21 protein-coding genes, 1 tRNA gene and 2 pseudogenes are annotated in these 26,723 nt (G+C 67.4%); 23 read left to right on the top strand and 1 reads right to left on the bottom strand.

Annotated elements, in window-relative coordinates; all coding sequences use genetic code 11:
* Window position 1: 1 nt before the first annotated feature.
* The 23 genes and pseudogenes from ACT53R_RS00380 to ACT53R_RS00270 all read left to right on the top strand — a co-directional run bounded on the left by ACT53R_RS00380 (window position 2) and on the right by ACT53R_RS00270 (window position 25,165).
* Window positions 2-757 carry an NADH-quinone oxidoreductase subunit C gene (locus ACT53R_RS00380; protein WP_476169853.1) on the top strand — a complete coding sequence of 252 codons (756 nt, stop codon included), beginning with the start codon at window positions 2-4 and terminating at the stop codon, window positions 755-757.
* A 2-nt stretch (window positions 758-759) separates the two neighbouring features.
* Window positions 760-2,067, top strand: coding sequence for an NADH-quinone oxidoreductase subunit D (locus ACT53R_RS00375; RefSeq protein WP_476169852.1), 1,308 nt, complete (start codon window positions 760-762; stop codon window positions 2,065-2,067).
* 13 nt (window positions 2,068-2,080) lie between these two features.
* On the top strand, window positions 2,081-2,608 hold the full coding sequence (gene nuoE, locus ACT53R_RS00370) for an NADH-quinone oxidoreductase subunit NuoE (protein WP_476169851.1): 528 nt from the start codon (window positions 2,081-2,083) through the stop codon (window positions 2,606-2,608).
* A gap of 13 nt (window positions 2,609-2,621) precedes the next feature.
* A complete protein-coding gene (gene nuoF / locus ACT53R_RS00365; protein ID WP_476169850.1) occupies window positions 2,622-3,995 on the top strand; it encodes an NADH-quinone oxidoreductase subunit NuoF in 1,374 nt (457 codons plus the stop codon).
* Window positions 3,992-6,244: an NADH-quinone oxidoreductase subunit NuoG gene (nuoG, locus tag ACT53R_RS00360; protein ID WP_476169849.1), complete on the top strand. Its 2,253-nt coding sequence runs from the start codon at window positions 3,992-3,994 to the stop codon at window positions 6,242-6,244. Before nuoF ends, nuoG begins: the two co-directional genes overlap by 4 nt.
* Window positions 6,244-7,326, top strand: a complete 1,083-nt coding sequence (nuoH, locus tag ACT53R_RS00355) for an NADH-quinone oxidoreductase subunit NuoH (RefSeq protein ID WP_476169848.1) — start codon at window positions 6,244-6,246, stop codon at window positions 7,324-7,326. Before nuoG ends, nuoH begins: the two co-directional genes overlap by 1 nt.
* Window positions 7,326-7,814, top strand: coding sequence for an NADH-quinone oxidoreductase subunit NuoI (gene nuoI, locus ACT53R_RS00350; RefSeq protein WP_476169847.1), 489 nt, complete (start codon window positions 7,326-7,328; stop codon window positions 7,812-7,814). The genes nuoH and nuoI overlap by 1 nt, the downstream gene beginning before the upstream one ends.
* Before the next feature lie 8 nt (window positions 7,815-7,822).
* The gene (locus ACT53R_RS00345) at window positions 7,823-8,467 is read left to right on the top strand and encodes an NADH-quinone oxidoreductase subunit J (RefSeq protein ID WP_476169846.1); all 645 of its coding nucleotides are present in this window, start codon (window positions 7,823-7,825) and stop codon (window positions 8,465-8,467) included.
* Entirely contained in the window at window positions 8,467-8,778 is a 312-nt protein-coding gene (gene nuoK, locus ACT53R_RS00340) for an NADH-quinone oxidoreductase subunit NuoK (protein WP_476170298.1), read from the top strand. The genes ACT53R_RS00345 and nuoK overlap by 1 nt, the downstream gene beginning before the upstream one ends.
* A gap of 10 nt (window positions 8,779-8,788) precedes the next feature.
* Complete coding sequence (gene nuoL / locus ACT53R_RS00335) at window positions 8,789-10,903, top strand: NADH-quinone oxidoreductase subunit L (RefSeq protein WP_476169845.1); 2,115 nt, start codon at window positions 8,789-8,791, stop codon at window positions 10,901-10,903.
* Between the two features lie 30 nt (window positions 10,904-10,933).
* A complete protein-coding gene (locus ACT53R_RS00330) occupies window positions 10,934-12,454 on the top strand; it encodes an NADH-quinone oxidoreductase subunit M (RefSeq protein WP_476169844.1) in 1,521 nt (506 codons plus the stop codon).
* Between the two features lie 25 nt (window positions 12,455-12,479).
* Window positions 12,480-13,928 (top strand): NADH-quinone oxidoreductase subunit NuoN, encoded by a 1,449-nt coding sequence (gene nuoN / locus ACT53R_RS00325; RefSeq protein ID WP_476169843.1) that lies wholly within the window; start codon window positions 12,480-12,482, stop codon window positions 13,926-13,928.
* Between the two features lie 84 nt (window positions 13,929-14,012).
* Window positions 14,013-14,089 (top strand) — tRNA-Met (locus ACT53R_RS00320).
* Window positions 14,090-14,259: 170 nt separating this feature from the next.
* Window positions 14,260-14,859, top strand: a complete 600-nt coding sequence (gene rimP, locus ACT53R_RS00315) for a ribosome maturation factor RimP (protein ID WP_476169842.1) — start codon at window positions 14,260-14,262, stop codon at window positions 14,857-14,859.
* An 87-nt stretch (window positions 14,860-14,946) separates the two neighbouring features.
* Window positions 14,947-16,458, top strand: coding sequence for a transcription termination factor NusA (nusA, locus tag ACT53R_RS00310; protein WP_476169841.1), 1,512 nt, complete (start codon window positions 14,947-14,949; stop codon window positions 16,456-16,458).
* Between the two features lie 89 nt (window positions 16,459-16,547).
* Window positions 16,548-17,315: pseudogene (locus ACT53R_RS00305) on the top strand (translation initiation factor IF-2); the annotation flags it as partial.
* Between the two features lie 42 nt (window positions 17,316-17,357).
* A pseudogene (gene infB / locus ACT53R_RS00300) lies at window positions 17,358-19,151 on the top strand (translation initiation factor IF-2); the annotation flags it as partial.
* A 28-nt stretch (window positions 19,152-19,179) separates the two neighbouring features.
* Window positions 19,180-19,533 (top strand): 30S ribosome-binding factor RbfA, encoded by a 354-nt coding sequence (rbfA, locus tag ACT53R_RS00295; protein WP_476169840.1) that lies wholly within the window; start codon window positions 19,180-19,182, stop codon window positions 19,531-19,533.
* Window positions 19,534-19,682: 149 nt separating this feature from the next.
* Window positions 19,683-20,624, top strand: a complete 942-nt coding sequence (gene truB, locus ACT53R_RS00290) for a tRNA pseudouridine(55) synthase TruB (protein WP_476169839.1) — start codon at window positions 19,683-19,685, stop codon at window positions 20,622-20,624.
* A gap of 63 nt (window positions 20,625-20,687) precedes the next feature.
* Window positions 20,688-21,317, top strand: coding sequence for a hypothetical protein (locus ACT53R_RS00285; protein WP_476169838.1), 630 nt, complete (start codon window positions 20,688-20,690; stop codon window positions 21,315-21,317).
* Between the two features lie 189 nt (window positions 21,318-21,506).
* Window positions 21,507-21,767, top strand: a complete 261-nt coding sequence (gene rpsO, locus ACT53R_RS00280; protein WP_476169837.1) for a 30S ribosomal protein S15 — start codon at window positions 21,507-21,509, stop codon at window positions 21,765-21,767.
* Between the two features lie 156 nt (window positions 21,768-21,923).
* Window positions 21,924-24,032 carry a polyribonucleotide nucleotidyltransferase gene (pnp, locus tag ACT53R_RS00275; protein ID WP_476169836.1) on the top strand — a complete coding sequence of 703 codons (2,109 nt, stop codon included), beginning with the start codon at window positions 21,924-21,926 and terminating at the stop codon, window positions 24,030-24,032.
* Between the two features lie 206 nt (window positions 24,033-24,238).
* Window positions 24,239-25,165 (top strand): glycoside hydrolase family 18 protein, encoded by a 927-nt coding sequence (locus ACT53R_RS00270; RefSeq protein WP_476169835.1) that lies wholly within the window; start codon window positions 24,239-24,241, stop codon window positions 25,163-25,165.
* Between the two features lie 52 nt (window positions 25,166-25,217).
* Here ACT53R_RS00270 and ACT53R_RS00265 read toward each other — a convergent pair whose 3' ends face one another.
* Window positions 25,218-26,714 carry a DUF1501 domain-containing protein gene (locus tag ACT53R_RS00265; protein ID WP_476169834.1) on the bottom strand — a complete coding sequence of 499 codons (1,497 nt, stop codon included), beginning with the start codon at window positions 26,712-26,714 and terminating at the stop codon, window positions 25,218-25,220.
* Window positions 26,715-26,723 lie beyond the last annotated feature (9 nt).

Here is a 26,723-nt window from a genome sequence, read left to right as displayed (position 1 = left end):
CATGCGCGAGACTTCCCAGGCTTTCGCCGAGCGCCTGCGCGCGCGCTTCCCGGACGCGACCGTCGAGGTCGCCGAGCCGCGCGGCGAAGTCGGCATCGTGTTCGCCGCCGCCGACTGGCATGCCGGCTGCGTCGCGCTCCGCGACGAGTTCGGCTTCGAATCGCTGATCGATCTCTGCGGCCTCGACCACCTCGGCTACGGCAGCGACGAGTGGGACACCGACGTGTCCTCCGAGGGCTTCAGCCGCGGCGTCGAAGGCCGCAACGTCGGTCGCTTCAAGTACGGCGAGGCGCCGAGCCGCCAGGTCGCGCAGCCCGGTGCGGAAGCGTCGATGCCCGCGCCGGCGCAGCGTTACGCCGCGGTCGCGCAGTTGCTGTCGGTGCAGCACAACCGTCGCGTGCGGGTGAAGGCGTTCGCGCCGAACGACGACCTGCCGATCGTGGCGTCGGTGACCGACATCTGGCCGATCGCCAACTGGTTCGAGCGCGAGGCGTTCGACCTGTTCGGCATCATCTTCGAAGGCCATCCGGACCTGCGTCGCATCCTCACCGACTACGGCTTCGTCGGCCATCCGTTCCGCAAGGATTTCCCGCTGATCGGCAACGTCGAAGTGCGCTACGACGAAGAGAAGAAGCGCGTCGTGTACGAACCCGTCACCTCGGTCGAGCCGCGCGTCGGCGTGCCGCGCGTGATCCGCGACGACGCCCGTTACGCCACCGCCGCCGGTGAGCAGATGGCGCGGAAGGCGGGGAACTGACCATGAGCACCGCACACCAGGCCCACGAGGCCTTCGCCAGCAACGCCGCCGAGGCGAAGCAGGAAATCCGCAACTACACGCTGAACTTCGGCCCGCAGCACCCGGCCGCGCACGGCGTGCTCCGCCTCATCCTCGAGATGGACGGCGAGATCGTGCAGCGCGCCGACCCGCACGTCGGCCTGCTGCATCGCGGCACCGAGAAGCTCGCCGAGTCCAAGCCCTTCAACCAGTCGATCGGCTACATGGATCGTCTGGATTACGTGTCGATGATGTGCAACGAGCACGCCTACGTGCGCGCGATCGAGACCCTGATGGGGATCGAGGCGCCGGAGCGCGCGCAGTGGATCCGCACGATGTTCGACGAGATCACGCGCATCCTGAACCACCTGATGTGGGTGGGCTCGAACGCGCTCGACCTCGGCGCGATGGCGGTGTTCCTCTATGCGTTCCGTGAACGCGAAGAGCTGATGGACGTCTACGAGGCGGTGTCCGGCGCGCGCATGCACGCGGCCTACTACCGTCCGGGCGGCGTCTACCGCGACCTGCCGGAGAAGATGCCGCAGTACCGCGAATCGCCGTGGCGCAAGGGCGGCAAGCTCAAGCGCTTCAACGAATGGCGCGAAGGCTCGATGCTCGATTACCTCGACGCCTTCACCGACGATTTCCCGAAGCGCGTCGACGAATACGAGACGCTGCTGACCGACAACCGCATCTGGAAGCAGCGCACCGTCGGCATCGGCGTGATCCCGCCGGAGCAGGCGCTGGCGTGGGGCATGACCGGTCCGATGATCCGCGGCTCCGGCATCGCCTGGGACCTGCGCAAGAAGCAGCCGTACGCGCGCTATGCGAACGTCGATTTCGACATCCCGGTCGGCGTCAACGGCGATTGCTACGACCGTTACCTCGTCCGCATCGCCGAGATGCGCGAGTCCAACCGCATCATCAAGCAGTGCGTGAAGTGGCTGCGCGCCAATCCCGGCCCGGTGATGCTGGACAACTACAAGGTGGCGCCGCCGAAGCGCGAGTCCATGAAGGACGACATGGAAGCGCTGATCCACCACTTCAAGCTGTTCAGCGAAGGCTACTGCGTGCCGGCCGGCGAGACCTACAGCGCGGTCGAGGCGCCGAAAGGCGAGTTCGGCTGCTACCTCGTCTCCGACGGCGCGAACAAGCCCTTCCGCGTGCACCTGCGCGCGCCGGGCTTCGCGCACCTGTCGTCGATGGACGCGATCGTGAAGGGCCACATGCTGGCCGACGTGGTCGCGATGATCGGCACCTACGACATCGTGTTCGGCGAAATCGATCGCTGAGGACGCACCCAGAATGAAAGCGACCGGAAATTTCGAAGCCTGCCGCAACGTCGACCCGATGGTCGCGTTGACCGACAAGACGCGGGCCCACATCGACCACTGGCTGGCCAAGTTCCCGCCTGACCGCAAGCGTTCGGCCGTGCTGCAGGGCCTGCACGCTGCGCAGGAGCAGAACGGCGGCTGGCTGAGCGACGAACTCATCGCCGCGGTCGCGAAGTACCTCGACCTGCCGCCGGTGTGGGCGTACGAGGTCGCGACCTTCTACTCGATGTTCGAGACCGAGCCCGTCGGCCGCAACAACGTCGCGTTCTGCACCAACATCAGCTGCTGGCTCAACGGCGCCGAGGAACTGGTCGCGCACGCCGAGAAGAAGCTCGGCTGCAAGCTGGGCGAGTCCTCCGCCGACGGCCGCATCTTCCTCAAGCGCGAGGAAGAATGCCTGGCCGCCTGCTGCGGCGCGCCGATGATGGTCATCAACGGTCACTACCACGAGAAGCTCACGCCCGAGAAGGTGGACGAGCTGCTCGACGGTCTGAAATAAGGCGGTCGACGAGATGGCACACCACGGCTCCAATGAGCACGGCCCCCACGCCACCGGTCCCGTCGGCCCCGCGCCGCAGGAGCACCAGGTCGTCTATACCACGCTGCATTTCGACAAGCCGTGGTCGTACGAGAACTACCTCAAGACCGGCGGCTACAGCGCGTTGCGCAAGATCCTCGAAGAGAAGATCCCGCCGGAGCAGGTCGTCGAGATGGTGAAGGCCTCCGGCCTGCGCGGTCGCGGCGGCGCGGGCTTTCCGACCGGCCTGAAGTGGAGCTTCATGCCCAAGGGCGCCGGCATGCAGAAGTACATCCTCTGCAATTCCGACGAATCCGAGCCCGGCACCTGCAAGGACCGCGACATCCTGCGCTTCAACCCGCATGCGGTGGTCGAGGGCATGGCGATCGCCTGCTACGCGACCGGTTCGACGGTCGCCTACAACTACCTGCGCGGCGAGTTCCACCACGAGCCGTTCGAGCATCTGGAAGAAGCCACCGCCGAGGCCTACAAGCACGGCTGGCTCGGCAAGAACGTGCTCGGCAGCGGCGTCGACATCGACATCTACAACGCGTTGGGTGCCGGCGCCTATATCTGCGGTGAAGAGACCGCGCTGATGGAGTCGCTGGAAGGCAAGAAGGGCCAGCCGCGCTTCAAGCCGCCGTTCCCGGCGAACTTCGGCCTGTACGGCAAGCCGACCACGATCAACAACACCGAGACCTACGCGTCCGTGCCGGCGATCATCCGCAACGGCGCGGAGTGGTTCCTCAACCTCGGCAAGCCGAACAACGGCGGCCCGAAGGTGTTCTCGGTGTCCGGCCACGTCAACAAGCCGGGCAACTACGAGATCCGCCTCGGCACCTCGTTCGCCGACCTGCTGGCGATGGCCGGCGGCGTGCGCAACGGCCACAAGCTCAAGGCGGTGATCCCCGGTGGTTCGTCGATGCCGGTGCTGCCGGGCGAGACGATGCTGGGCCTCACGATGGACTACGACAGCATCCAGAAGGCCGGCTCGGGCCTGGGTTCGGGCGCGGTTATCGTGATGGACGAGACCGCCTGCATGGTGCGCGCCTGCCAGCGCATCTCGCGCTTCTACTTCAAGGAAAGCTGCGGCCAGTGCACGCCGTGCCGCGAAGGCACGGGCTGGATGTACCGCATGCTGACCCGCATCGTCGAGAAGCAGGCGACGATGGACGACCTGCGCATGCTGAAGGCCGCCGCCGGCCAGATCGAAGGCCACACCATCTGCGCGTTCGGCGAAGCCGCGGCGTGGCCGGTGCAGGGCTTCCTGCGTCATTTCTGGAACGAATTCGAATACGCGATCGTGAACAAGCGTTTCCTGGTCGATGACCAGCGCGCCGGCACCGTCGTCGGGGAGGTGGCCGCATGAGCACCGAGACCGCGGCCCCCGCCGCGCCGGTCGTGCCCGAGGGGCACGTCAGCATCGAGATCGACGGCCGCGCGCTGTTCGCGCCGAAGGGCTCGATGATCATCCAGGCCGCCGACAAGGCCGGCATCCCGATCCCGCGCTTCTGCTACCACGAGAAGCTGCCGATCGCCGCGAACTGCCGCATGTGCCTGGTCGACGCCGAAATGGGCGGTCGCCCGATGCCCAAGCCGCAGCCGGCCTGCGCCACGCCCGTGGCCGACGGCATGAAGATCTTCACGCGCAACGAGAAGGCGCTGAAGGCACAGCGGAACGTCATGGAGTTCCTGCTGATCAACCATCCGCTCGACTGCCCGATCTGCGATCAGGGCGGCGAGTGCGAACTGCAGGACCTGTCGCTGGGCTACGGCCGTTCGGTCAGCCGCTTCGCCGAGCGCAAGCGCGTGGTCGCCGACGAGGACATGGGCCCGCTGGTCGCCACCGAGATGACCCGCTGCATCCAGTGCACGCGCTGCGTGCGCTTCACCGCTGACGTCGCCGGCACCTACGAGCTGGGCGGCATGCAGCGCGGCGAGAACCTGCAGATCGGCACCTACGACGGCAAGCCGCTGACGACCGAACTCTCCGGCAACGTCATCGACGTCTGCCCGGTCGGCGCGCTGACCAACAAGGTGTTCCGCTTCCGCGCGCGTCCGTGGGAGCTGGTCGCGCGCGAATCGCTCGGTTACCACGACGCGCTGGGCAGCAACCTGTTCCTGCATGTGCGCCGCGGCGACGTGCTGCGCACCGTGCCGCGCGACAACGAAGCGGTCAACGAATGCTGGCTGTCGGATCGCGACCGCTATTCGCACCAGGGCCTCTACGCCGACGATCGTGCGAAGAAGCCGATGATCCGGGTGGGCGAGGGCGGTGAACCCGAAGCCTTCCGCGAAGCGAACTGGGACGAGGCGCTGGCGAAGGCCGTCGAGATCCTGTCCGCGCACCGCGGCGACGACCTCGGTGTGCTCGTGCATCCGTCGACCTCGAACGAGGAAGGCGCGCTGCTCGCGCGTCTTGCCGACGCGCTGGGCACCGGCAACGTCGATCACCGCATCGCGCAGCACGACCTGTCCGACGGCGCGGTCGCCGAAGCCTTCGGCATGGCCGTGGCCGATCTGGAAGCCGCCGACGCCATCGTGCTGGTCGGCACCAACCTGCGCCATGAAGTCCCGCTGCTGCACCAGCGCCTGCGCAAGGCGGCGAAGCGCGGCGCGAAGATCCACGTGGTCAACCCGGTCGACTTCGACTTCGCGTTCGCGATTACCTCGAAGACGATCGTGCCGCCGTCGCAGCTGGCGTCGGCGCTGTCGAATCTGAAGCTCGAAGGCGTGACCCGCGGTGCGGTGATCGTCGGTGCGGTCGCGGAAACCTCCGCGCACGCGGCCGCCATCCGCAAGGCCGCGGCCGCGTTCGCCGCTGCGCACGATGCCGCGGTCTGCCGCATCCCGCAGGGCGCGAACGCGCTCGGTCTCGCCCGCATGGGCGTGCTGCCGACCGCGCGCGATGCGCAGGCGATGCTCGCCGACGCGCGCAAGGCCTACGTGATCTACGGCATCGAGCCGGGGCTCGATTTCGCCCACCAGTCCCGCGCGTTGAAGGCGCTGGGCGCGGCGAAGGTCGTGGCCTTCAGCCAGTACGCCTGCCGCTCGACCCGCAACGTCGCCGACGTGATCCTGCCGATCGGTGCGCTGCCGGAAATCGAGGCCACGCTGACCAATCTCGCCGGCACCGACCAGCGCACCGTCGCCGGCGGCAAGTTGCCGGGCGAGGCGCGTCCGGGCTGGCGCGTGCTGCGCGCCCTCGGCGGCACGCTCGGCGCGAACGCCTTCGCCTTCACCGATCTGTCCGACGCCGGCCTCGCGCCGCGCAATGTGCAGGTCGCCGCGTCCGCGGCGCAGCCGCAGGCGGGCGAGGGCCTTGAACTGGCGGTGTCGCAGGCGATCTACCGCGTCGACGCCACGGTGCGTCGCGCCGCGGCGCTGCAGTCGCACCCGCTCAATGCCGGTCCGCGCGTCGTGCTGCATTCGGCCGATGCCGCTGCGGCCGGTGTGGAGGAAGGCGCGATGGCGAAGCTCGACAACGGCGTCGGCACCGCGACCCTGCAGGTCGTGGTCGACGACCGCGTCGCGCAAGGCGCGGCGTGGGTCGAAGCGGGCTACGGCCCGACGGCAGCGCTCGGCGCAGGCCGCGTGCGCGTGACGGGGGTGGTCTGATGGAGATGCTGTTCGACCCGCTGCGCGACTGGCTGTTCGCGCTCGGCCCGACGATGGGGCCGTTCCTGTGGATCATCCTGAAGATCCTCGCGGTCGCCATGCCGGTGATCATCTCGGTCGCGTTCTACGTGGTCTGGGAACGCAAGCTGATCGGCTGGATGCACGTGCGCCACGGGCCGATGTACGTCGGCTGGGGCATCCTCCAGGCCTTCGCGGACGTGTTCAAGCTGCTGTTCAAGGAAGTGTTGCAGCCGTCCAGCGCGAACAAGCCGCTGTACATCCTCGCGCCGATGATCGCGCTGGTGCCGGCCTTCGCCGCCTGGGCGGTGGTGCCGTTCGACGCGCGCGTCGTGCTGTCGAACGCCAACGCCGGCCTGCTGTACCTGCTGGCGATGACCTCGCTGGGCGTGTACGGCATCATCCTCGCCGGCTGGGCCTCCAACTCGAAGTACGCCTTCCTCGGCGCGATGCGTTCCGCCGCGCAGGTCGTCTCGTACGAGATCGCGATGGGCTTCGCCCTCGTCGGCGTGCTGATCGCCGCCGGCAGCCTCAACCTCACCGACATCGTGATGGCCCAGGCGGGCAACGCCGGTCCGTTCGAGTGGTTCTGGTTCCCGCTGCTGCCGCTGTTCGTCGTCTACTTCATCTCCGGCGTGGCCGAAACCAACCGCGCGCCGTTCGACGTGGTGGAAGGCGAGTCGGAAATCGTCGCCGGCCACATGGTCGAGTATTCGGGGTCGCAGTTCTCCCTGTTCTTCCTCGCCGAATACGCGAACATGATCCTGGTCAGCTTCCTGACCGCGCTGTTCTTCCTCGGCGGCTGGCTCAGCCCGCTGCAGGGCCTGATCACGGCCGACGTGTCGCCGTGGGTCGACTGGATCTGGAAGGGCGGTTGGCCGTGGCTGCTGGCGAAGGTGTTCCTGTTCGCCAGCCTGTTCATCTGGTTCCGCGCCTCGTTCCCGCGCTACCGCTACGACCAGATCATGCGGCTGGGCTGGAAGGTCTTCATCCCGGTCACCATGGCGTGGATCTTCGTCGCCGCACTGCTGGTGCACTTCCAGATCTTCGAGGCCGGCCAGTGATGGACAAGATCGTCGCCTATCTCAAGAGCCTGCTGCTGCTGGAACTGTTCCAGGGCATGTGGCTGACCCTGAAGTACCTGTTCCGTCCGAAGTACACGCTGATGTACCCGATGGAAAAGACGCCGCAGTCGCCGCGTTTCCGCGGCCTGCATGCGCTGCGCCGCTATCCCAACGGGGAAGAGCGCTGCATCGCCTGCAAGCTGTGCGAGGCAGTCTGCCCGGCGCTGGCCATCACCATCGATTCGGAGCCCCGCGAGGACGGCACCCGCCGCACCACGCGCTACGACATCGACCTGTTCAAGTGCATCTTCTGCGGCTTCTGCGAGGAATCCTGCCCCGTCGACTCGATCGTGGAGACCCACATCCACGAGTACCACTTCGAGCAGCGCGGCGAGAACATCCTGACCAAGCCCAAGCTGCTGGCCCTCGGTGATCGCCTCGAGAAGGAAATCGCCGAACGTCGCGCCGCCGACGCGCCCTATCGCTGAGGACCGCCGTGGAAAACCTGCCGACCATCGCTTTCCTCTTCTTCGCGCTCGTCGCCGTCGTCTCCGCCGGCGCGGTGATCACCGTGCGCAACCCGGTGCACGCTGCGCTGTGCCTGGTGCTGACGTTCTTCACCGTCGCCTGCACCTGGATCATCGCCGGCGCCGAGTTCCTCGGCGTGGCCCTCATCCTCGTCTACGTCGGCGCGGTGATGGTGCTGTTCCTGTTCGTGGTGATGATGCTCGACGTCGACATCGCGCCGCTGCGTGAAGGCTTCGTCCGCTACCTGCCGCTGGGCCTGCTGGTCTCGGTGGTGATGCTGGTCGAGATGCTGACCCTGATCGGCGTGAAGGCGCAGCTGGCCGCCGGTTTCGGTGCCGACCCGGCCGAAGCGCAGGGCCTGTCGAACACCGAGTGGCTGGCGCGCACGCTGTTCACCGACTTCATGCTGCCGTTCGAGACCGCGGCGGTCATCCTGACCATCGCGGTAATCGCGGCGGTGATGCTGACCCTGCGCCGTCGCGTCGGCGTGAAGCACCAGAACCCCGCCGAGCAGTCGCGCGTCCGCGCGCAGGACCGCATCCGCATGGTGAAGATGGCGGCCGAACAGCCGGTCGTCGCCGAAGCCGCCGCGACCGAGGAGGTGAAATCGTGATCGGACCGCTCGCCCTCGGGCACTACCTGGCGCTCGGCGCCGCGCTGTTCTGCATCAGCGTCGCCGGCATCTTCCTCAACCGGAAGAACGTCATCATCCTGCTGATGTCGATCGAGCTGATGCTGCTCAGCGTCAACATCAACTTCGTCGCCTTCTCGCGCCACCTCGGCGACGCGGCAGGGCAGATCTTCGTGTTCTTCATCCTGACCGTGGCCGCTGCCGAAGCCGCCATCGGTCTGGCGATCCTGGTCACGCTCTTCCGCAACCGCCGGACGATCAACGTGACCGAAATCGACACTCTCAAGGGCTGACGGCACCGGTATGTACGCTATCTCGAAGTCCGTCCTGATCGCCGTCGTGCTCGCGCCGCTGTTCGGCGCGATCCTCGCGGGCCTGTTCGGCCGCCGCATCGGCCGCGCCGGCGCGCACACCGTCACCATTCTCGGTGTCGCCACCGCCTGCGCGCTGTCGGTGCACACGCTGTGGCAGTTGCTGCAGGGCGCGACGCCGTTCAACGAGAACGTCTACACCTTCTTCCAGGTCGCCGGTTACGACGCCCACGTCGGCTTCATGGTCGACAAGCTGACCGCGATGATGATGGTGGTCGTCACCTTCGTCTCGCTGCTGGTCCACGTCTACACCATCGGCTACATGGCCGAGGACCCGGGCTACCAGCGCTTCTTCAGCTACATCAGCCTCTTCACCTTCTCGATGCTGATGCTGGTGATGGGCAACAACTTCCTGCAGCTGTTCTTCGGCTGGGAAGCGGTTGGCCTGGTGTCGTATCTGCTGATCGGCTTCTGGTTCAAGCGGCCCAGCGCGATCTTCGCGAACATGAAGGCCTTCCTGGTCAACCGCGTCGGCGACTTTGGCTTCCTGCTGGGCATCGCCGCGGTGCTGTACTGGTTCGGCACGCTGGACTACGCCACGGTCTTCGCCAACGCCTCCAGCGTGATCGGCGGCGGCCAGACGGTCCAGATCTTCGCCGGCCACGAATGGTCGGTGGCGACGCTGATCTGCATCTGCCTGTTCATCGGCGCGATGGGCAAGTCGGCGCAGGTGCCGCTGCACGTGTGGCTGCCGGACTCGATGGAAGGTCCGACCCCGATCTCGGCGCTGATCCACGCCGCGACGATGGTGACCGCCGGCATCTTCATGGTCGCGCGCATGTCGCCGCTGTTCGAGCTGTCGCAGACCGCGCTGGACTTCGTGCTGTTCATCGGCGCGACCACCGCGTTCTTCACCGGCCTGATCGGTATCGTCCAGAACGACATCAAGCGCGTGGTTGCGTACTCGACGCTGTCGCAGCTGGGCTACATGACCGTGGCGCTGGGCGTGTCGGCGTACTCCGCCGCTGTGTACCACCTGATGACCCACGCCTTCTTCAAGGCGCTGCTGTTCCTCGCCGCCGGTTCGGTCATCATCGGCATGCACCACGAGCAGGACATGCGGAAGATGGGCGGCCTGCGCAAGTACATGCCGATCACCTTCTGGACCAGCCTCATCGGCACGCTGGCGCTGGTCGGCACGCCGTTCTTCAGCGGTTTCTACTCGAAGGACACCATCATCGAGGCCGCCGCCGAACACGCGCATGAAGCCCACGGCTGGATCGCGACCTACGGCTACTGGTCGGTGCTGCTGGGCGCGTTCGTGACCTCGTTCTACAGCTTCCGCCTGCTGTACCTGACGTTCTTCGGCGAGGAGCGCTTCCGCCATGCGGCCGCGCACGGCCACGACGACCACGCCCATGCCGATGCGCACCATGGCGACCATGCGCATGACGACCACGGCCACGACGATCATGGCCACGGCCATGGCGCGCACGAACCGCACGAGTCGCCGTGGGTGGTCACGCTGCCGCTGATCCTGCTGGCGATCCCCTCGATCTTCATCGGCTTCTTCACCGTCGGCCCGATGCTGTTCGGCAAGGACCTGAGTGGGCATCACGAGGTGCTGCCTTATTTCCTCGGCGCGATCGAGGTGCTGAAGGACCACGACGTCGTCGCGAAGCTGGCCGAGGAGTTCCACGGCTCCGTGGCGTTCGCGCTGCACGGTTTCCTGGCCCCCGCGTTCTGGCTGGCCTTCGGCGGCTTCGCGCTGGCGACCTTCCTGTACCTGTTCCGCACCGACCTGCCGGCCAGGCTCGCTGCGTTCCCGCCGTTCGCGCTGGCTGCGCGCGTGCTCAACAACAAGTACGGCATGGACGACCTGTGGATCGGCGGTTTCGCCGGCGGCGGCGTCAAGCTGGGCAAGCTGCTGCGTCGCCACGACGAGGTCGTCATCGACGGCGTGATCGTCAACGGCAGTGCCCGCATCGTCGACCTGGTGTCGGGGCTGCTGCGCCGCACGCAGTCCGGCTACCTCTATCACTACGCCTTCGCGATGATCCTCGGCCTGATCGCCCTGCTGGCCGTGCTGATCAACTTCTGGCACTAATCGACACGAACCGACGGATACCGAATCGCGATGCAACACTGGCCCCTTCTCAGCATCCTGATCTGGCTGCCCATCGTCGGCGGCGCGCTGGCGCTCGCGCTCGGCCAGGGTCGCGCGCAGACCGCGCGCTGGCTGGCGCTGACGGTCGCGCTGGCGACCTTCGCGTTCAGCCTGCCGCTGCTCACCGGTTTCGACTACTTCACCTCGGGCATGCAGTTCGTCGAGCAGCGCGAGTGGATCCCGAGCTACGGCATCCAGTACCACCTCGGCGCCGACGGCATCTCGGTCGCGCTGATCGTGCTGACCACGCTGACCACGGCGCTGGTACTGATCGGTGCGTGGACGTCGATCGACAAGCGCGTGAACCAGTACGTGGCCGCGTTCCTGTTCCTCGAAGGCCTGATGGTCGGCGTGTTCTCCGCCATCGACGCGATGCTGTTCTACGTGTTCTTCGAGGGCATGCTGATCCCGATGTTCATCATCATCGGCGTCTGGGGCGGTCCGCGCCGCGTCTACGCGTCGGTGAAGTTCTTCCTGTACACGTTCCTCGGCTCGGTGTTCATGCTGGTCGGGCTGATCTACCTGTACCTGAAGGCCGGCAGCTGGCAGTTGCCCGATCTGTACGCACTGCGCCTCGAAGCGCATGAGCAGATGTGGCTGTTCTTCGCCTTCCTGATCGCGTTCGCGGTCAAGGTGCCGATGTTCCCGGTCCACACCTGGTTGCCCGACGCGCACGTCGAGGCGCCGACCGGTGGCTCGGTGATCCTGGCCGCGATCATGCTGAAGATCGGCGGCTACGGTTTCCTGCGCTTCAACCTGCCGATCGTGCCGGACGCCAGCCACGACTACGCCTGGCTGGTGATCGCGCTGAGCCTGATCGCGGTGGTCTACATCGGCCTGGTCGCCTTGGTGCAGGAGGACATGAAGAAGCTGATCGCGTATTCGTCGATCTCGCACATGGGCTTCGTCACCCTCGGTACCTTCATCGCCCTGATGCTGATCCGCGATTCCAGCGATCCGAACGCCGCCAACGCCGCGCGCCTCGGCCTGCAGGGTGCGATGGTGCAGATGATCTCGCACGGCTTCATCTCCGGCGCGATGTTCTCCTGCGTCGGCGTGCTCTACGACCGCATGCACAGCCGCATGATCCGTGACTACGGCGGCGTGGCCAACGTGATGCCGTGGTTCGCGATGTTCTTCGTGCTGTTCGGCATGGCCAACTCCGGCCTGCCGGGCACGTCAGGCTTCGTCGGCGAGTTCATGGTGGTGCTGGCCAGCTTCCAGGCGCACCCGATGATCGCCTTCACCGCCGCCATCACGCTGATCGTCGGCGCGGCCTACACGCTGTGGCTGGTCAAGCGCGTGGTGTTCGGCGAAGTCGGCAACGCCCACGTCGCCGAGCTCGAGGACATCAATCCCCGCGAGTGGATCGTGCTGTCGGTCTTCGCGGCCGGCACGCTGCTGATCGGCGTGTACCCCAAACTGCTGACCGACCTGATGGAGCCGGCCATCGCCCAGCTCGCCAGCCAGTTGGCCGCCAGCAAGCTCTGAGAACGACACAGGTTCCGGGAAGATCATGATCACGACCAACGTCACCGCCGCCTCCCTGCTGCCGCTCCTGCCGGAGCTGGTGCTCGTGGGCGCCGCGTTCTCGCTGCTGCTGCTCGACCTGTTCGTCAGCGAACGCCAGCGCGGGCTCGTCCACGGACTCGCCGTCGCCACGCTGATCGGCGTCGCCGGCCTCATCGCGCTGGGCGTCGGCGGCGACGCCGCCAGCCTGCACGGCAGCTTCCTCGGCGGCATGTTCGTGCGCGACACCATGGCCGACGTGCTGAAGTGGGTCGCCTGCATCGTCAGCGCGGCCTCGCTGGTCTACAGCTGGGCGTTCCTGCGCGAGCGCGGCCTGTACAAGGGCGAGATTGCGGTGCTGATGCTGTTCGCGGTCGCCGGCATGATGCTGCTGATCTCCGCCGGCAGCCTGGTGATGGTCTATCTCGGCCTGGAACTGCTGGCGCTGTGCTCGTACGCGCTGGTCGCGATCGACCGCGACAGCCCGCTCGCTTCCGAAGCGGCGATGAAGTATTTCGTGCTGGGTTCGCTGGCCTCGGGCCTGCTGCTGTTCGGCATGTCGCTGGTGTACGGCGGCGCCGGCAGCCTCGATCTCGCCGTCATCCACGGCGCCGGCACGGACAACCCGCTGCTGCTCACCGGCGTGGTGCTGATGGTCGCCGGCATCGCCTTCAAGTTCGGCGCCGCGCCGTTCCACATGTGGCTGCCCGACGTCTACGAGGGCGCGCCCACGCCGATCACGCTGTTCATCGGCGCCGCGCCCAAGCTCGCCGCGTTCGCGATGGCCTACCGCCTGCTCGAAGCCGGTGTCGGCCAGCTCGATGCCGAATGGCGCCTGATGCTTTCGCTGCTCGCCGCCGCTTCGCTGGCGATCGGCAACCTCATCGCGCTGGCGCAGACCAATCTCAAGCGCATGCTCGCGTATTCGACTGTCTCGCATGTCGGCTTCCTGCTGCTCGGCCTGTCCGGCGGCGGTGCGTCGGGCTATGCCGCATCGATGTTCTACGCGATCTCCTACGCGATCATGGCGGCCGCGTCTTTCGGCACGATCATCATCCTGTCGCGCAAGGGCTTCGAGGCCGATCGCATCGAGGATTACAAGGGCCTCAACGCGCGCAGCCCGTGGATGGCGTGGCTGGTGCTGTGCGTGATGGCGTCGCTGGCTGGCGTGCCGCCGTTCCTCGGCTTCTGGGCCAAGCTCGCCGTGCTGCGTGCGGCGTGGGAAGGCGGCCAGATCTGGCTGACGATCGTCGCGATCGTCTTCGCGGTCATCGGCGCGTTCTATTACCTGCGCGTGATCCGCGCGATGTTCTTCGACGAACCGCAGGGCGAGCCGATGGTGCAGCGCGACGATATCGCTCTGCGCGTGGTGTTCGCGGTGAATGCGCTCGGCCTGCTCGTGCTCGGTCTGGCGTGGGATCCGCTCATGGCCTGGTGCCAGCAGGCGTTCGCCTGAAGATGAAGGTGCCTGCGTTCCGTCTTCGCGACTGAACAGGGCTTGCAACAATCGTACGGGATCGGCATAATCTCGTTTCTCTGCTGCGGGGTGGAGCAGTCTGGCAGCTCGTCGGGCTCATAACCCGAAGGTCGCAGGTTCAAATCCTGCCCCCGCTACCACGTTTCTTCCATGTATTCCGGCTTCGGCCGGAGTGCATCGGAAACGGGGCTTGTCGGAACGGTTGCTCCCGTTTCGACGCCGACATCCAGCGGTATCGGACAAGGGGCCCCTCGGCCCCTTTTTCGTTTCCGATTTTTGCGTATTCCGACCCCGGGAGCATCGCCGCAACATGGCGGACAAGGCCACCGACATCGCCGCACTGCTGTCGCCGACCGTCGAGGCGCTCGGCCTCGAACTGCTCGGCATCGAATACCTGCCCGCGCCGGGCGGGGCGACGCTGCGGCTGTACATCGATCGTCCGGGCGCGGAGCCCTTGCGCGGGACGCTGCCGGAAGGCGAGGGCAGTGCGCAGCATGTCGGCATCGAAGACTGCGAAGCGGTGAGTCGCGAAGTCTCCGCGCTGCTCGATGTCGAGGATCCGATCAGCGGCCATTACACGCTCGAGGTGTCTTCGCCCGGCGTCGATCGCCCGCTGTTCACCGCGGCGCAGTGCGCACGTTTCCTCGGCGAGGAAGCGAAGATCGTGCTGAAGCTGCCGCAGGATGGCCGCCGTCGTTTCCAGGGCCGCATCGCGGCGGTCGATGGCGATCGCGTCGAGTTCTCGATCGAGGCGAAGCCGGAGAACGCGGTCCTGTCGGTGACGTTCGACAACATCGAGAAGGCGCGGCTGGTGCCGGATTGGGTCGCGCTCGGTTTCGCGCCGACGAAGCCCGGCAAGAAGCCCGCGGGCAGGAAGCCGGACGCGAAGCGTCCCGACGGCAAGGCATGACGATCGAGGGCCTTCCGGCCCGCGGCGGCACGGCGACGTGCCCCGGCCCCACGAATGAGTGAATCCAAGGTTCTAGAGGCAAACAAGATGAGTAAGGATCTGTTGCTGGTCGTCGACGCGGTCGCCAACGAAAAGCGCGTGCCCGAGTCGGTCATCATCGAGGCGCTCGAAGCCGCGCTGGCCACCGCCGCCAAGAAGCGCTACCAGGACCAGGACGTGCTGACGCGCGTGTCGATCAATCCCAAGGACGGCAGCTACGAGACCTTCCGTCGCTGGGAAGTGGTCGCCGACGACGTGGTGATGGAATCGCCGGATCGCCAGATCCGCCTGATGGACGCGGTCGACGAAGTCGAAGGTGTCGAGGTCGGCGACTACATCGAAGAGCAGATCGAGAATCCCGAATTCGGCCGTATCGGTGCGCAGGCCGCCAAGCAGGTGATCGTCCAGCGCGTGCGTGAGGCCGAGCGCCAGCAGGTCGTCGATGCGTGGAAGGACCACGTCGGCGAACTGATCACCGGCACGGTCAAGCGCGTCGAGCGCGGCAACGTCTACGTCGAACTGCCCGACAAGGTCGAGGCGTTCATCCCGCGCGACAAGGCGATCCCGCGCGACGTCGTGCGCGCCGGCGACCGCATCCGCGGCTTCCTGTCCGACGTCCGCAGCGAACCGCGCGGCCCGCAGCTGTTCATCAGCCGCGTCGCCCCCGAATTCATGATGGAGCTGTTCAAGCTCGAAGTGCCGGAAGTCGGCCAGGGTCTGGTCGAGATCAAGGCCTGCGCCCGCGACCCGGGCGACCGCGCCAAGATCGCTGTCGTCGCCTACGACAACCGCACCGACCCGATCGGCGCCTGCATCGGCATGCGCGGTTCGCGCGTGCAGGCGGTGTCGAACGAACTGAACGGCGAGCGCGTCGACATCGTGCTGTGGTCGGACAACCCGGCGCAGTTCGTCATCAACGCGATGGCGCCGGCGGAAGTGCAGTCGATCATCGTCGACGAAGAGAAGCACTCGATGGACCTCGCGGTCGCCGAGGAGCGCCTGGCGCAGGCGATCGGCAAGGGCGGCCAGAACGTGCGCCTGGCCAGCCGCCTGACCGGCTGGCAGCTCAACGTCATGACCGCCGACCAGGTGCAGGCCAAGAGCGAGGCCGAGCAGGCCACCGCCCGCCGCCTGTTCATGGACAAGCTGGAAGTGGACGAGGAAATCGCCGGCATCCTGGTGGCCGAAGGCTTCAGCACGGTCGAGGAAATCGCCTATGTCCCGGTCGGCGAGCTGCTCGCGGTCGAGGGCTTTGACGAGGACATCGTCGAGGAGCTCCGCTCGCGTGCCCGCGACGCCCTGCTGAACGAGGCGCTGGCGGTCGAGGAGGAGCTGGACGAACACCAGCCCGCCGACGACCTGCTGTCGCTGGACGGCATGGACAGCGAGACCGCCTACGCCCTGGCCGGGCACGGCGTCCGCACCGTCGAGGAACTGGGCGAGCTGGCGGCCGACGAAGTCGCCGAGTTCGGCATCGAGGGGCTGGACGAGGCCCGCGCCGCGGCGCTGATCCTGGCCGCCCGCGCCGAGGAAATCGCCCGGCTGGAACGCGAAGGCTGAGCCGTCCCGGGCGCCCCGGCGGCGCCCCCCGCAGTAGAATCGCCAGATCACGTGCGCGGCCCGCCGCGTCATAGAGAAACGGATACCGAATGTCGCAGCAAACCACCATCCGCAAGCTGGCCGAACTGGTGAACACGCCGGTCGAGAAACTGCTGGAGCAGCTGGCCGAGGCCGGCATGAAATTCAGCGGTCCCGACCAGATCGTGACCAGCGCCGAAAAGCTGAAGCTGCTCGGCTTCCTCAAGCGTGCCCATGGCAAGAGCGAGCAGGCCGTCGAAGACCCGGTCGCGGCGAAGAAGATCACGCTCAGCCGCAACAGCAAGCAGGAAATCACCGTCGGCGGCGGCAAGAACAAGACCACCGTCGACGTGGTGGTGCGCAAGAAGGTCACGCTGGTGAAGCGGCCGGAAGGCGGCGCCGAGGCCGGTGCCGACGACGAGCGCGCCGAGATCCTGCGCAAGCTCGAGGAATCGCGCCAGCGCAACCTCGAAGAGCAGCAGCGGCTCGCCGCCGAGGACCGCAAGCGTGCCGAAGAGGCTGCCGAGCGCAAGCGCATCGCCGACGAGGCCGCCGCGCGCGCCGCGGCCGAGGCCGCGCTGGCCGCCGGGAAGGTCGCCGAGACCACCGACGAGGCCGCTGCGCGCCCGAAGGTCGCCGGCCATGGTCATCCCAAGCCGGCGCGCCCCGATGCGCCGCGCGTCGACGACCGCAATGCCCACAAGGCCAAGCCGAACCGCGGCTCGCACGCGATGGTGGCCGACGTCGAGGACGACGACGCCACCGCGCGCTTCGCCGGCCAGTTGCATCTCAGCACGGCCGAGCGCGAACGTCGCTCGACCTCGCGCGGCAGCAAGACCCGACAGACCCGTCGCCAGATCGAACAGAGCCGCAGCGGCGGCGGCCAGCACGGGTTCACCCGACCCACGGAGAAGGTTGTGCGCGAAGTGTCGATCGGCGAAGCCATCACCGTGTCCGATCTCGCGCAGAAACTCGCGCTGAAGGGCGGCGACGTGGTGAAGGCCCTGTTCAAGATGGGCGTGATGGCGACCATCACCCAGACCATCGACCACGACACCGCGGCGCTGGTGACCGAGGAACTGGGCCACAAGGCGATCCGCGCCTCGAGCGACGACGCCGAGTCCGAACTGCTCGCGCACATCGAGGACAAGCAGGGCGACAAGCGCGCCCGTCCGCCGGTGGTCACGATCATGGGTCACGTCGACCACGGCAAGACCTCGCTGCTCGACTACATCCGCCGCACCAAGGTCGCCTCGGGCGAAGCCGGCGGCATCACCCAGCACATCGGCGCGTACCACGTCGAGACGCCGAAGGGCGTGATCAGCTTCCTCGACACCCCGGGCCACGCCGCGTTCACCGCGATGCGCGCGCGCGGCGCCAAGCTGACCGACATCGTGATCCTGGTGGTCGCGGCCGACGACGGCGTGATGCCGCAGACGATCGAGGCGATCCAGCACGCGAAGTCGGCCGGCGTGCCGATCGTGGTCGCGGTCAACAAGATCGACAAGTCCGACGCCGACCCGCTGCGGGTCAAGAACGAACTGCTCGCGCACGGCATCGTGGCCGAGGACTTCGGCGGCGAGACGCAGTGCATCGAAGTCTCGGCCAAGACCGGCAAGGGCATCGACGAACTGCTCGACGCCGTGCTGCTGCAGGCCGAAGTGCTCGAACTCTCCGCCGTCGCCGACGGCCGCGCCTCGGGCGTGGTCATCGAATCCGCGCTCGACAAGGGCCGCGGCCCGGTCGCGACGGTGCTGGTGCAGGAAGGCCTGCTGCAGAAGGGCGATTACCTCGTCTGCGGCGTCCAGTACGGTCGCGTGCGCGCGCTGTTCGACGAAACCGGCTCGCAGGTGCAGAGCGCCGGCCCGTCGATCCCGGTGCAGGTGCTCGGCCTGTCGGGCGTGCCGGACGCGGGCGACGACTTCGTGGTGGTCGCCGACGAGCGCCTGGCGAAGGACGTGGCCCAGCAGCGCGAGACCAAGCGTCGCGAGCTGCGCCTGGTGCAGTCCGCCGGCAACCGCATGGAAGACATCATGGCCCAGATGGGTTCGGGCGGCAGCCAGCTGTCGCTGAACCTGGTGGTGAAGGCGGACGTGCAGGGTTCGGCCGAGGCGTTGCGCCAGGCGCTGACCAGCCTGTCGAACGACCAGATCCGCATCAACCTGATCGTCTCGGGCGTGGGCGGCATCACCGAATCCGACGCCAACTCCGCGCTGGCGGCGAAGGCCACGATCATCGGCTTCAACGTCCGTGCCGATGCCTCGGCGCGCAAGGTGATCGACGCCAACAACCTCGACCTGCGCTACTTCTCGATCATCTACGACGTCATCGACCAGGTGAAGCAGGTGGCGTCCGGCCTGCTGGGCAAGGAGATCCGCGAAGAGATCATCGGTACCGCCGAGGTCCGCGACGTGTTCCGCAGCTCCAAGTTCGGCGCGGTCGCGGGCTGCATGGTCGTGGAGGGCGTGGTCAAGCGCAACAAGCCGATCCGCGTGCTGCGCGACAACACCGTCATCTTCGAGGGCGAGCTGGAATCGCTGCGTCGCTTCAAGGAGAACGTCGACGAGGTGCGCAACGGCACCGAGTGCGGCATCGGCGTGAAGGCGTACAACGACGTCAAGCCGGGCGACCAGATCGAATGCTTCGAGCGCATCGAAGTGCAGCGCACGCTGTGATCCGGCGATCCTCGAACCGGTCCCGCTGATGCCGAAGAAATCGTTCCACCGCACCGACCGCGTCTCCGCCCAGCTCCGCAGGGAGCTGGGCGCGATCGTGCACGCCATGGTGCGCGAGCATGGTCTGCCGTCGGTGAGCGTGTCCGACGTCGAGGTCAGCCGCGACATGGCCCACGCCAAGGTGTTCTTCACCGCGCTGCAGGCCGAGCGCGCGAAGGAAGCACTGAAGGGCCTCAAGGAAGCCGCGCCGGAAATCCGCCGCGAACTCGCGCATGCCGTGCGCATGCGGCACACGCCCGAACTGCATTTCGAATACGACGATTCTGTCGATCGCGGCGAACGCATCGACCACTTGCTGCGGGACCTCGACAGCGGTTCGTGACGGTGGCCCTTGGCTCCCGTTTCGGCGTTGTTCCGTTCAAGGCGGAAGAGGGGAAGCCCGTTTCGGTCGTCGTCCATCGCGATCCGTGAGGCCGCTGTGGCGGGCCAGGGCCCGCCCTACACACCGCTGGTTGGGAATATGATCCCTTGATGGCCCAGGCCCCCAAGAAAACCTTCCGCAAGCTCGACGGCATCCTGCTGCTCGACAAGCCGCAGGGGCTGAGCTCGAACCAGGCGTTGCAACGGGTGCGACACCTGTTCCGTGCGGAGAAGGCGGGGCATACCGGCAGTCTCGACCCGCTCGCCACCGGCCTGCTCCCGGTGTGCTTCGGCGAAGCCACCAAGATCGCCGGCGACCTGCTCGGCTCGCGCAAGGCGTACGACACCGTGGCGCGGCTGGGCATCGTCACCGACACCGACGACGCCGAGGGCCGGCCGCTGCGCGAGCGTCCCGTCGGCCGCTACGACATCGCCACGATCGACGCCGCGCTGCGCGGTCTCACCGGCCGCATCGCACAGGTGCCGCCGATCTATTCCGCGCTCAAGCGCGGCGGCGAGCCGCTGTACGCCAAGGCGCGTCGTGGCGAAACGATCGAGATCGAACCTCGCCTCGTCGACGTGCATGCCTTCGAGCTGCTGTCGGAACAGGATCTGCTCGATGGCGATGCGCCGCAGTTGCGGCTGCACGTCGAATGCGGCTCGGGCACGTACGTGCGCAGCCTCGTGCGCGACCTCGGCGAAGCGCTGGGCTGCGGTGCCCACGTCGCCGAACTGCGCCGGCTGTGGGTCGATCCGTTCCGCGATCCGCGGATGTGGACGCTGGCCTCGCTGCAGGCGCTGGCCGAACGCGACCCGCACTGCCTCGACGCCTGCCTGTTGCCGCTGGAGATCGGGCTGGTCGGCCATCGCCGCATCGACCTGACCGAGGACGCCACCCGCCGCTTTCGCCAGGGCCAGCGCCTGCGCCTCGCCCAGGAGCGCCCCGGCGACTGCGCCGTGTTCGACGCCGAGGGCCGCGCCTGCGGGCTGGGCAGCGTCGACGACGAAGGCCTGCTGGCCCCGCAGCGCGTGTTCCAGCGGGCCGACCCCTGACGTTCCCGGGGCGCCATCCTTACCCCCGAACCGATTCCCGCATCCCCCGACAAGGAGTTCCCCGTGCGCTTTCCGTCCGTTTCGTTCGCCCCTTCCCGGGCCCGCCTGGCCCTTGCGGCCGTCCTGCTGGTCGCGGGCGTGCTGCCGCTGTCCGCCGCCGAGCTGAAGCCGGACATGACGCCGCAACAGGTCGCCGGCGAGAGCTTCGCCCGGATGCGCGGCGGGGACTGGTCGGGGGCGGCCGCGACCTTCGATCCGGCCGCGCTGCACCGGTTCCGCGAGATGCTCGGCGGGATCGATGCGTCCGGCAAGACGCCGCCGATGCTGCAGGGCTTGCTGGGCATCGACGACCCGGCCGCGGTCGCCAAGCTGGACGACGCGGCGTTCTTCGCCGGATTCCTCAAGGCGATCATGGGGCGCATGGGCGGCATGGTGTCGCTGGGTGACCAGCAGATCCTCGGCGCCGTGCCGGAAGGCGCCGACCGGGTCCATCTGGTCACCCGCAACACGGCCGAGACGATGGGGCTGAAGATGACCAAGATGGAGGTCGTCACCCTGAACCGCACGCCGACCGGCTGGCGCGTCGCACTCAGCGGCGAGATGGAGGGCATGGCCGAGATGATGCGCAAGGTGTTCGAGGCCGGGACTCCACCGCCCGCGCCGGCCCCGCCTGCGGGCGCCAAACGGCACTGACCGCCGTCCTCCCGACCGGAAGCCTTGTCCGGGCCGGGGGAGCGGGCTACAATTCCGCTGCTGTCCGGGCCGGTTTCCACCGCACCCCGGACAGTCTCGTTTTTCCCTTCCATCCAGGCGGCACCCGTGGTGCGCGGCATCCGGCAAGTCCGATGCGCGTTCCTGCGATGCCCGCGTCCAGAGGTCCTCATGTCCATCGATTCCGCCCAGATCATCGACGCCAACAAGCGCAGCGCCAACGACACCGGTTCGCCGGAAGTCCAGGTCGCGCTGCTGTCGGCCCGCATCTCGCAGCTCACCGAACACTTCAAGACCCACAAGCAGGACCACCACAGCCGTCGTGGCCTGCTGAAGATGGTCAACCGTCGTCGCAGCCTGCTCGACTACCTGCACCGCAAAGACGCGGAGCGCTACAAGGCCCTGATCGAGAAGCTCGGTCTGCGCCGCTAAGCTTCAGACCCACCGCGGCGCAGCAATGCGCCGCGGTTTCGTTTTGGGGACGCGAGTCCCGCGCAATACCGGCCGCGACCGCGGCCACCCGGGCCCGGCAGGGGCCGCGTCCCGGTTCAGCATCGCCCATCGACATCGATTCGAGGAATTTCCAACGTGGCAAAAGTGACCAAGCGTTTCCAGTACGGCCGGCATGAAGTGGTGCTCGAGACCGGCGAAATCGCCCGCCAGGCCGGCGGCGCAGTGATGGTGTCGGTGGATGGCACCGTGGTGCTGGTGACGGCCGTCGCCGCCAAGTCGGCCCGCGAAGGACAGGACTTCTTCCCGCTCACCGTCGACTACCAGGAAAAGTTCTACGCCGGTGGCCGCATCCCGGGTGGATTCTTCAAGCGCGAAGGTCGTCCGACGGAGAAGGAAACGCTGATCTGCCGCCTGATCGACCGTCCGATCCGCCCGCTGTTCCCGGAAGAGTTCAAGAACGAAGTCCAGATCATCGCGACGCTGGTGTCGCTGAATCCGGAAGTCGAGGGCGACATCCCGGCGATGATCGGCGCCTCGGCCGCGTTGGCCCTGACCGGCGCCCCGTTCCAGGGTCCGATCGGCGCCGCCAAGGTCGGTTACAAGAACGGCCAGTACATCCTCAACCCGTCCGTCAGCGAGCTGAAGGAATCGGAGCTCGAACTCGTCGTCGCCGGCACCTCGCAGGCCGTGCTGATGGTGGAGTCGGAAGCGAAGGAACTGTCGGAAGAGGTGATGCTGGGCGCGGTGGTCTTCGGCCACCAGGCGCAGCAGGCGGTGATCCACGCCATCAATGAACTGGTCGTCGAAGCCGGCACCAAGTCGTGGGAATGGACGGCGCCGGCGAAGAACGACGCCATGATCGCCGCGCTGAAGGAAGCCGTGGGCAGCCAGCTCGCCGCCGCCTTCCAGGTGCGCGACAAGCTGCAGCGCCGCGACGCCATCGCCGCGATCAAGAAGGACGTGCTGGGCGCCCTCGCGCCGCGCGCCGAGGCCGAGGGCTGGAACGCCGGCGAGCTGTCGAAGGAATTCGGCGAACTCGAATACCGCACCATGCGCGACTCGGTCCTCGAGACCAAGATCCGCATCGATGGCCGCACCCTCGACGCCGTGCGTCCGATCACCTGCAAGATCGGCGTGCTGCCGCGTGTCCACGGCTCGGCGCTGTTCACCCGCGGCGAGACCCAGGCGCTGGTCGTGACCACCCTCGGCACCGCGCGTGACGGCCAGATCATGGACGACGTCGCCGGCGAGTGGAAGGAACACTTCCTGTTCCACTACAACTTCCCGCCGTACTCCGTCGGCGAAACCGGCCGCTTCGGTGCGCCGAAGCGCCGCGAGATCGGCCACGGCCGCCTCGCCAAGCGCGGCGTGCTGGCGATGATGCCGGGCATGGAAGCGTTCCCGTACACGATCCGCGTCGTCTCGGAGATCACCGAGTCGAACGGTTCGTCGTCGATGGCCTCGGTGTGCGGCTCCTCGCTCGCGCTGATGGACGCCGGCGTGCCGGTGAAGCGCCCGGTCGCGGGCATCGCGATGGGTCTGGTGAAGGAAGAGAGCGCGTTCGTCGTGCTGTCCGACATCCTCGGCGACGAAGACCACCTCGGCGACATGGACTTCAAGGTGGCCGGCAGCGAGCAGGGCGTCACCGCGCTGCAGATGGACATCAAGATCCAGGGCATCACCGAAGAGATCATGAAGGTCGCGCTGGCCCAGGCGAAGCAGGGCCGTCTGCACATCCTCGGCGAGATGGCCAAGGCGATCACCACGCCGCGCGCCGAGCTGAGCGAGTACGCGCCGCGCCTGCTGACCATGAAGATCCATCCGGACAAGATCCGCGAAGTGATCGGCAAGGGCGGCGCCACGATCCAGGCGATCACCAAGGAAACCGGCACGCAGATCGATATCCAGGACGACGGCACGATCGTCATCGCCTCGGTCAATGCCGCCGCCGCGCAGGCCGCGAAGGCGCGCATCGAGCAGATCACCTCGGACGTCGAGCCGGGCCGGATCTACGAAGGCAAGGTCGCGAAGATCATGGACTTCGGCGCGTTCGTCACCATCCTGCCGGGCAAGGACGGCCTGGTCCACGTCTCGCAGATCTCCAGCGAACGCGTGGAGAAGGTCAGCGACAAGCTGAAGGAAGGCGACGTGGTGAAGGTCAAGGTGCTGGAAGTCGACAAGCAGGGCCGCATCCGCCTGTCGATGAAGGCCGTGGCCGAAGGCGAAGGCCTGTCCGGCGAATAAGCCGCCTGCCGCTGCGCGCTTTCCCGAAGCCCGCCGTGAAAACGGCGGGCTTCGTCGTTTTGCGGCGGCGATCCGTCGTCGCGATGCCATGACGCTGCCGTCGGGGACAGGCTATGGTGAGCGTGCCGCGCCGGCATGCAGACGTCGCCGGCGTCCCCATGCGGCAATCCGGAAGCCAGACAGCCAACGTCCAGGAGGAACAGGCCATGAGCGGTACGCAGAAGATCACGCTCTATCTCAACAACTTCGACGTCCAGAACCCCGGTCCCACCAGCAATCCCAGCATCGAGGCGCTGGGCCTGATGGCCCACGACATCGGCAATTCGGGCTTCACCGTCGGCGTGTTCTGGGCGCTGCACGTGCGCGCGAACGGTGACTTCGCCTACAACGACGGCGATCCGATCGTCTCCGGCGGCCAGCTGCAGCCGGGCTTCGCGCACCTGCCGGCGCTGATCGCGGAAATGAAGGCGCGCGGCATCATGACGCAGCTGCTGTTCTCGGTCGGCGGCTGGAGCTGCGAGAGCGACTTCGTCAACATCAAGGCGATGATCGACCAGTACGGTACCGGCAGCAGCAATCCGCTGTACGCGAACTTCCAGGCGCTGAAGACGGCGCTGTCGATCGACGGCATCGACATCGACCTGGAGGCGGAGTCGTCGCCGGCGCCGTATTCACATCTCTACAGCTACTACACCGACACGCTGGTGTCGCTGGCGGCCATGCTCGACGGCCTGGGCATGACCACGACGTTCTGCCCGTACACGGATCCGGATTTCTGGATCGGCTGTCTGGCGAAGATCTACGCCGCGAACGGCAATCGCCAGCTGGTGACCACGATGAACCTGCAGTGCTACGACGGCGGCGGCAGCAACACCCAGTCGCAGTGGGTCGGCTTGCTGCAGCAAGCGACGTCGCCGCTCGGCATCGCCGACATCCCGGCCTTCGTGGTGCCCGGCTACGACGCGCAGCAGACGCCGCCGCAGGCGTTGCAGGCGACGTTCGCCGACGACACGCAGATGACGCCGGGGATCATCGGCGGCTTCGTCTGGAATTACGGCGAGGTGCAGCAGAGCGGCAACCCAGTCTCCGCGTACGCGTCGGCGATCGTGGACGGCATCGCCGCGCTGGGTTGACGGCGACGGCGGCGGGGCATTCGTCCCGCCGCCGTCGCGATGGCTCGCTTGTTCAGACGAGGCCCAGCGCCGCCAGCAGACGGTGGTACCAGGTCTCGCGATCGCGCGCGGCGGCGCGCAGCGCGCGCGAGGTCTCGGTCAGCGATTCGCCGTAGGCCGGCTGCGGGTTCACCGGCAGGTTGGCCATGGCCGGGACCGCGAGGCCGGCCGAGTACTGCGGTGCGATGTCGGTGCCCTGCACGATGCCCATCGGCGTGTAGCCGGTGTAGCCGGGGAAGATCGTGCCCAGCTTGTTGTTGCCGAGGCGGCGGATCAGGATTTCCGAGAACACGCGGCGGTAGTCGGTGGTCGCCGGCACGTCGCCGAAGTAGGGTGAGAGCGTTTCCGGCGCCAGCCCCAGCCACTGGCCGTAGAGCTTGCGGCCGTTGACCGCGCCGCCGAGCACCAGCATCTGGTTGCCGTAGCCGTGGTCGGTGCCGCCGCTGCCGTTCTGGCGCACGCGGCGGCCGAATTCCGACTGCACGATCACCGTCACCCGGCCCATTTCGCCGGTGGTGGTCAGCTCGTTGTAGAACGCGGTCAGCGCGTCGGAGAGTTCGGCGATCTTGTTCTGGTAGTAGTGGTAGCCGCTACCTGCGGTGCCCTGGCCGTCGTGCGTGTCCCAGCCGCCCAGGTCGAGGGTGGCGAAGCGCAGGCCGAGGTTGAAACGCACCGACTGGGCGATCGTCCACAGCTGGCGGGCGAAGGTCGTGGTCGGCCAGCCGGCGGGCAGGGTGGAGGTGTAGGCCTGGCTGCCGATCACCCGCAGGGCGTTGTCGGCACGCTGGCCGGCCAGCTCGGTACCGGTCTGGCCGGCCCACAGCGCGGCCAGCGTCTCGTTGACGCCCTTGGTGCCGGCGGGCAGGCCGCTGCGGTACTGCTGCCACTGCCAGGCGCCGGTGTTCAGCGCGAAATCGGTGGGGCTGGGCATCACCAGCGCCTGGTTGGAAGCGAGCAGGTTCGCCGGCTGGCGGCTGGCCACGGCCAGCAGCGGCATGCTCTCGCTGCCAGTCGTGCCGGGCAGGGTGGACCAGGCGCGACTGATCCAGCCACTGCCACCGCCCTGCGCGCCCGGCGTGCCGAGGTCGAGGTACAGCTGGGCGTCGAAATGGCTGCGGGTGACCACGGTCGGCATGCCGCAGCCCTGCACGATGGCGAGCTTGCCGGCGTCCCAGATCGTCTTCAGCCCGGTGGCCGACGGATGCAGGCCGAAGCCGGTGGCGGCGCCGCCGGCGAGGGTCAGCGGCAGCGCGCCGTAGGTGCCGCTGGCGGCGATGTTGAGCGACGGCCGGGCTTCCTCGTAGTAGCTGCGGTCGTTGCCGGAGACCGGCGGCACCAGGTTGAGGCCGTCCATGCCGCCGCGGAGGAACACCAGCACCACGGTGTCGTAGGCGTTGGCGGCTGCGGCCGCTTCCTGCGAGAACAACATCGACGGGCCCGCGGCGCCGATCGCGGCGGTCGCGCAGCAGCCCTTGAGGAACTCGCGCCGGTCGAAACGAAGATCGGTCATGGCGGCGTC

The sequence above is a fragment of the Lysobacter sp. DMC104 genome (assembly GCF_056313665.1).
Note: the sequence above shows the minus strand (reverse complement) of the source record. Positions and strands in the feature narration are given on the sequence as shown.

Bases quoted from the DNA above. Each gene is read 5' to 3' on its own strand.
- nuoG (WP_476169849.1), top strand. From the start codon at position 3,992: ATGAGCACCGAGACCGCGGCCCCCGCCGCGCCGGTCGTGCCCGAGGGG.
- truB (WP_476169839.1), top strand. From the start codon at position 19,683: ATGGCCCAGGCCCCCAAGAAAACCTTCCGCAAGCTCGACGGCATCCTG.
- nuoE (WP_476169851.1), top strand. From the start codon at position 2,081: ATGAAAGCGACCGGAAATTTCGAAGCCTGCCGCAACGTCGACCCGATG.
- rbfA (WP_476169840.1), top strand. From the start codon at position 19,180: ATGCCGAAGAAATCGTTCCACCGCACCGACCGCGTCTCCGCCCAGCTC.
- nusA (WP_476169841.1), top strand. From the start codon at position 14,947: ATGAGTAAGGATCTGTTGCTGGTCGTCGACGCGGTCGCCAACGAAAAG.
- ACT53R_RS00270 (WP_476169835.1), top strand. From the start codon at position 24,239: ATGAGCGGTACGCAGAAGATCACGCTCTATCTCAACAACTTCGACGTC.
- nuoF (WP_476169850.1), top strand. From the start codon at position 2,622: ATGGCACACCACGGCTCCAATGAGCACGGCCCCCACGCCACCGGTCCC.
- rimP (WP_476169842.1), top strand. From the start codon at position 14,260: ATGGCGGACAAGGCCACCGACATCGCCGCACTGCTGTCGCCGACCGTC.
- ACT53R_RS00380 (WP_476169853.1), top strand. From the start codon at position 2: ATGCGCGAGACTTCCCAGGCTTTCGCCGAGCGCCTGCGCGCGCGCTTC.
- ACT53R_RS00375 (WP_476169852.1), top strand. From the start codon at position 760: ATGAGCACCGCACACCAGGCCCACGAGGCCTTCGCCAGCAACGCCGCC.
- ACT53R_RS00265 (WP_476169834.1), bottom strand. From the start codon at position 26,714: ATGACCGATCTTCGTTTCGACCGGCGCGAGTTCCTCAAGGGCTGCTGC.
- nuoL (WP_476169845.1), top strand. From the start codon at position 8,789: ATGTACGCTATCTCGAAGTCCGTCCTGATCGCCGTCGTGCTCGCGCCG.
- ACT53R_RS00330 (WP_476169844.1), top strand. From the start codon at position 10,934: ATGCAACACTGGCCCCTTCTCAGCATCCTGATCTGGCTGCCCATCGTC.
- nuoI (WP_476169847.1), top strand. From the start codon at position 7,326: ATGGACAAGATCGTCGCCTATCTCAAGAGCCTGCTGCTGCTGGAACTG.
- rpsO (WP_476169837.1), top strand. From the start codon at position 21,507: ATGTCCATCGATTCCGCCCAGATCATCGACGCCAACAAGCGCAGCGCC.
- nuoH (WP_476169848.1), top strand. From the start codon at position 6,244: ATGGAGATGCTGTTCGACCCGCTGCGCGACTGGCTGTTCGCGCTCGGC.
- nuoN (WP_476169843.1), top strand. From the start codon at position 12,480: ATGATCACGACCAACGTCACCGCCGCCTCCCTGCTGCCGCTCCTGCCG.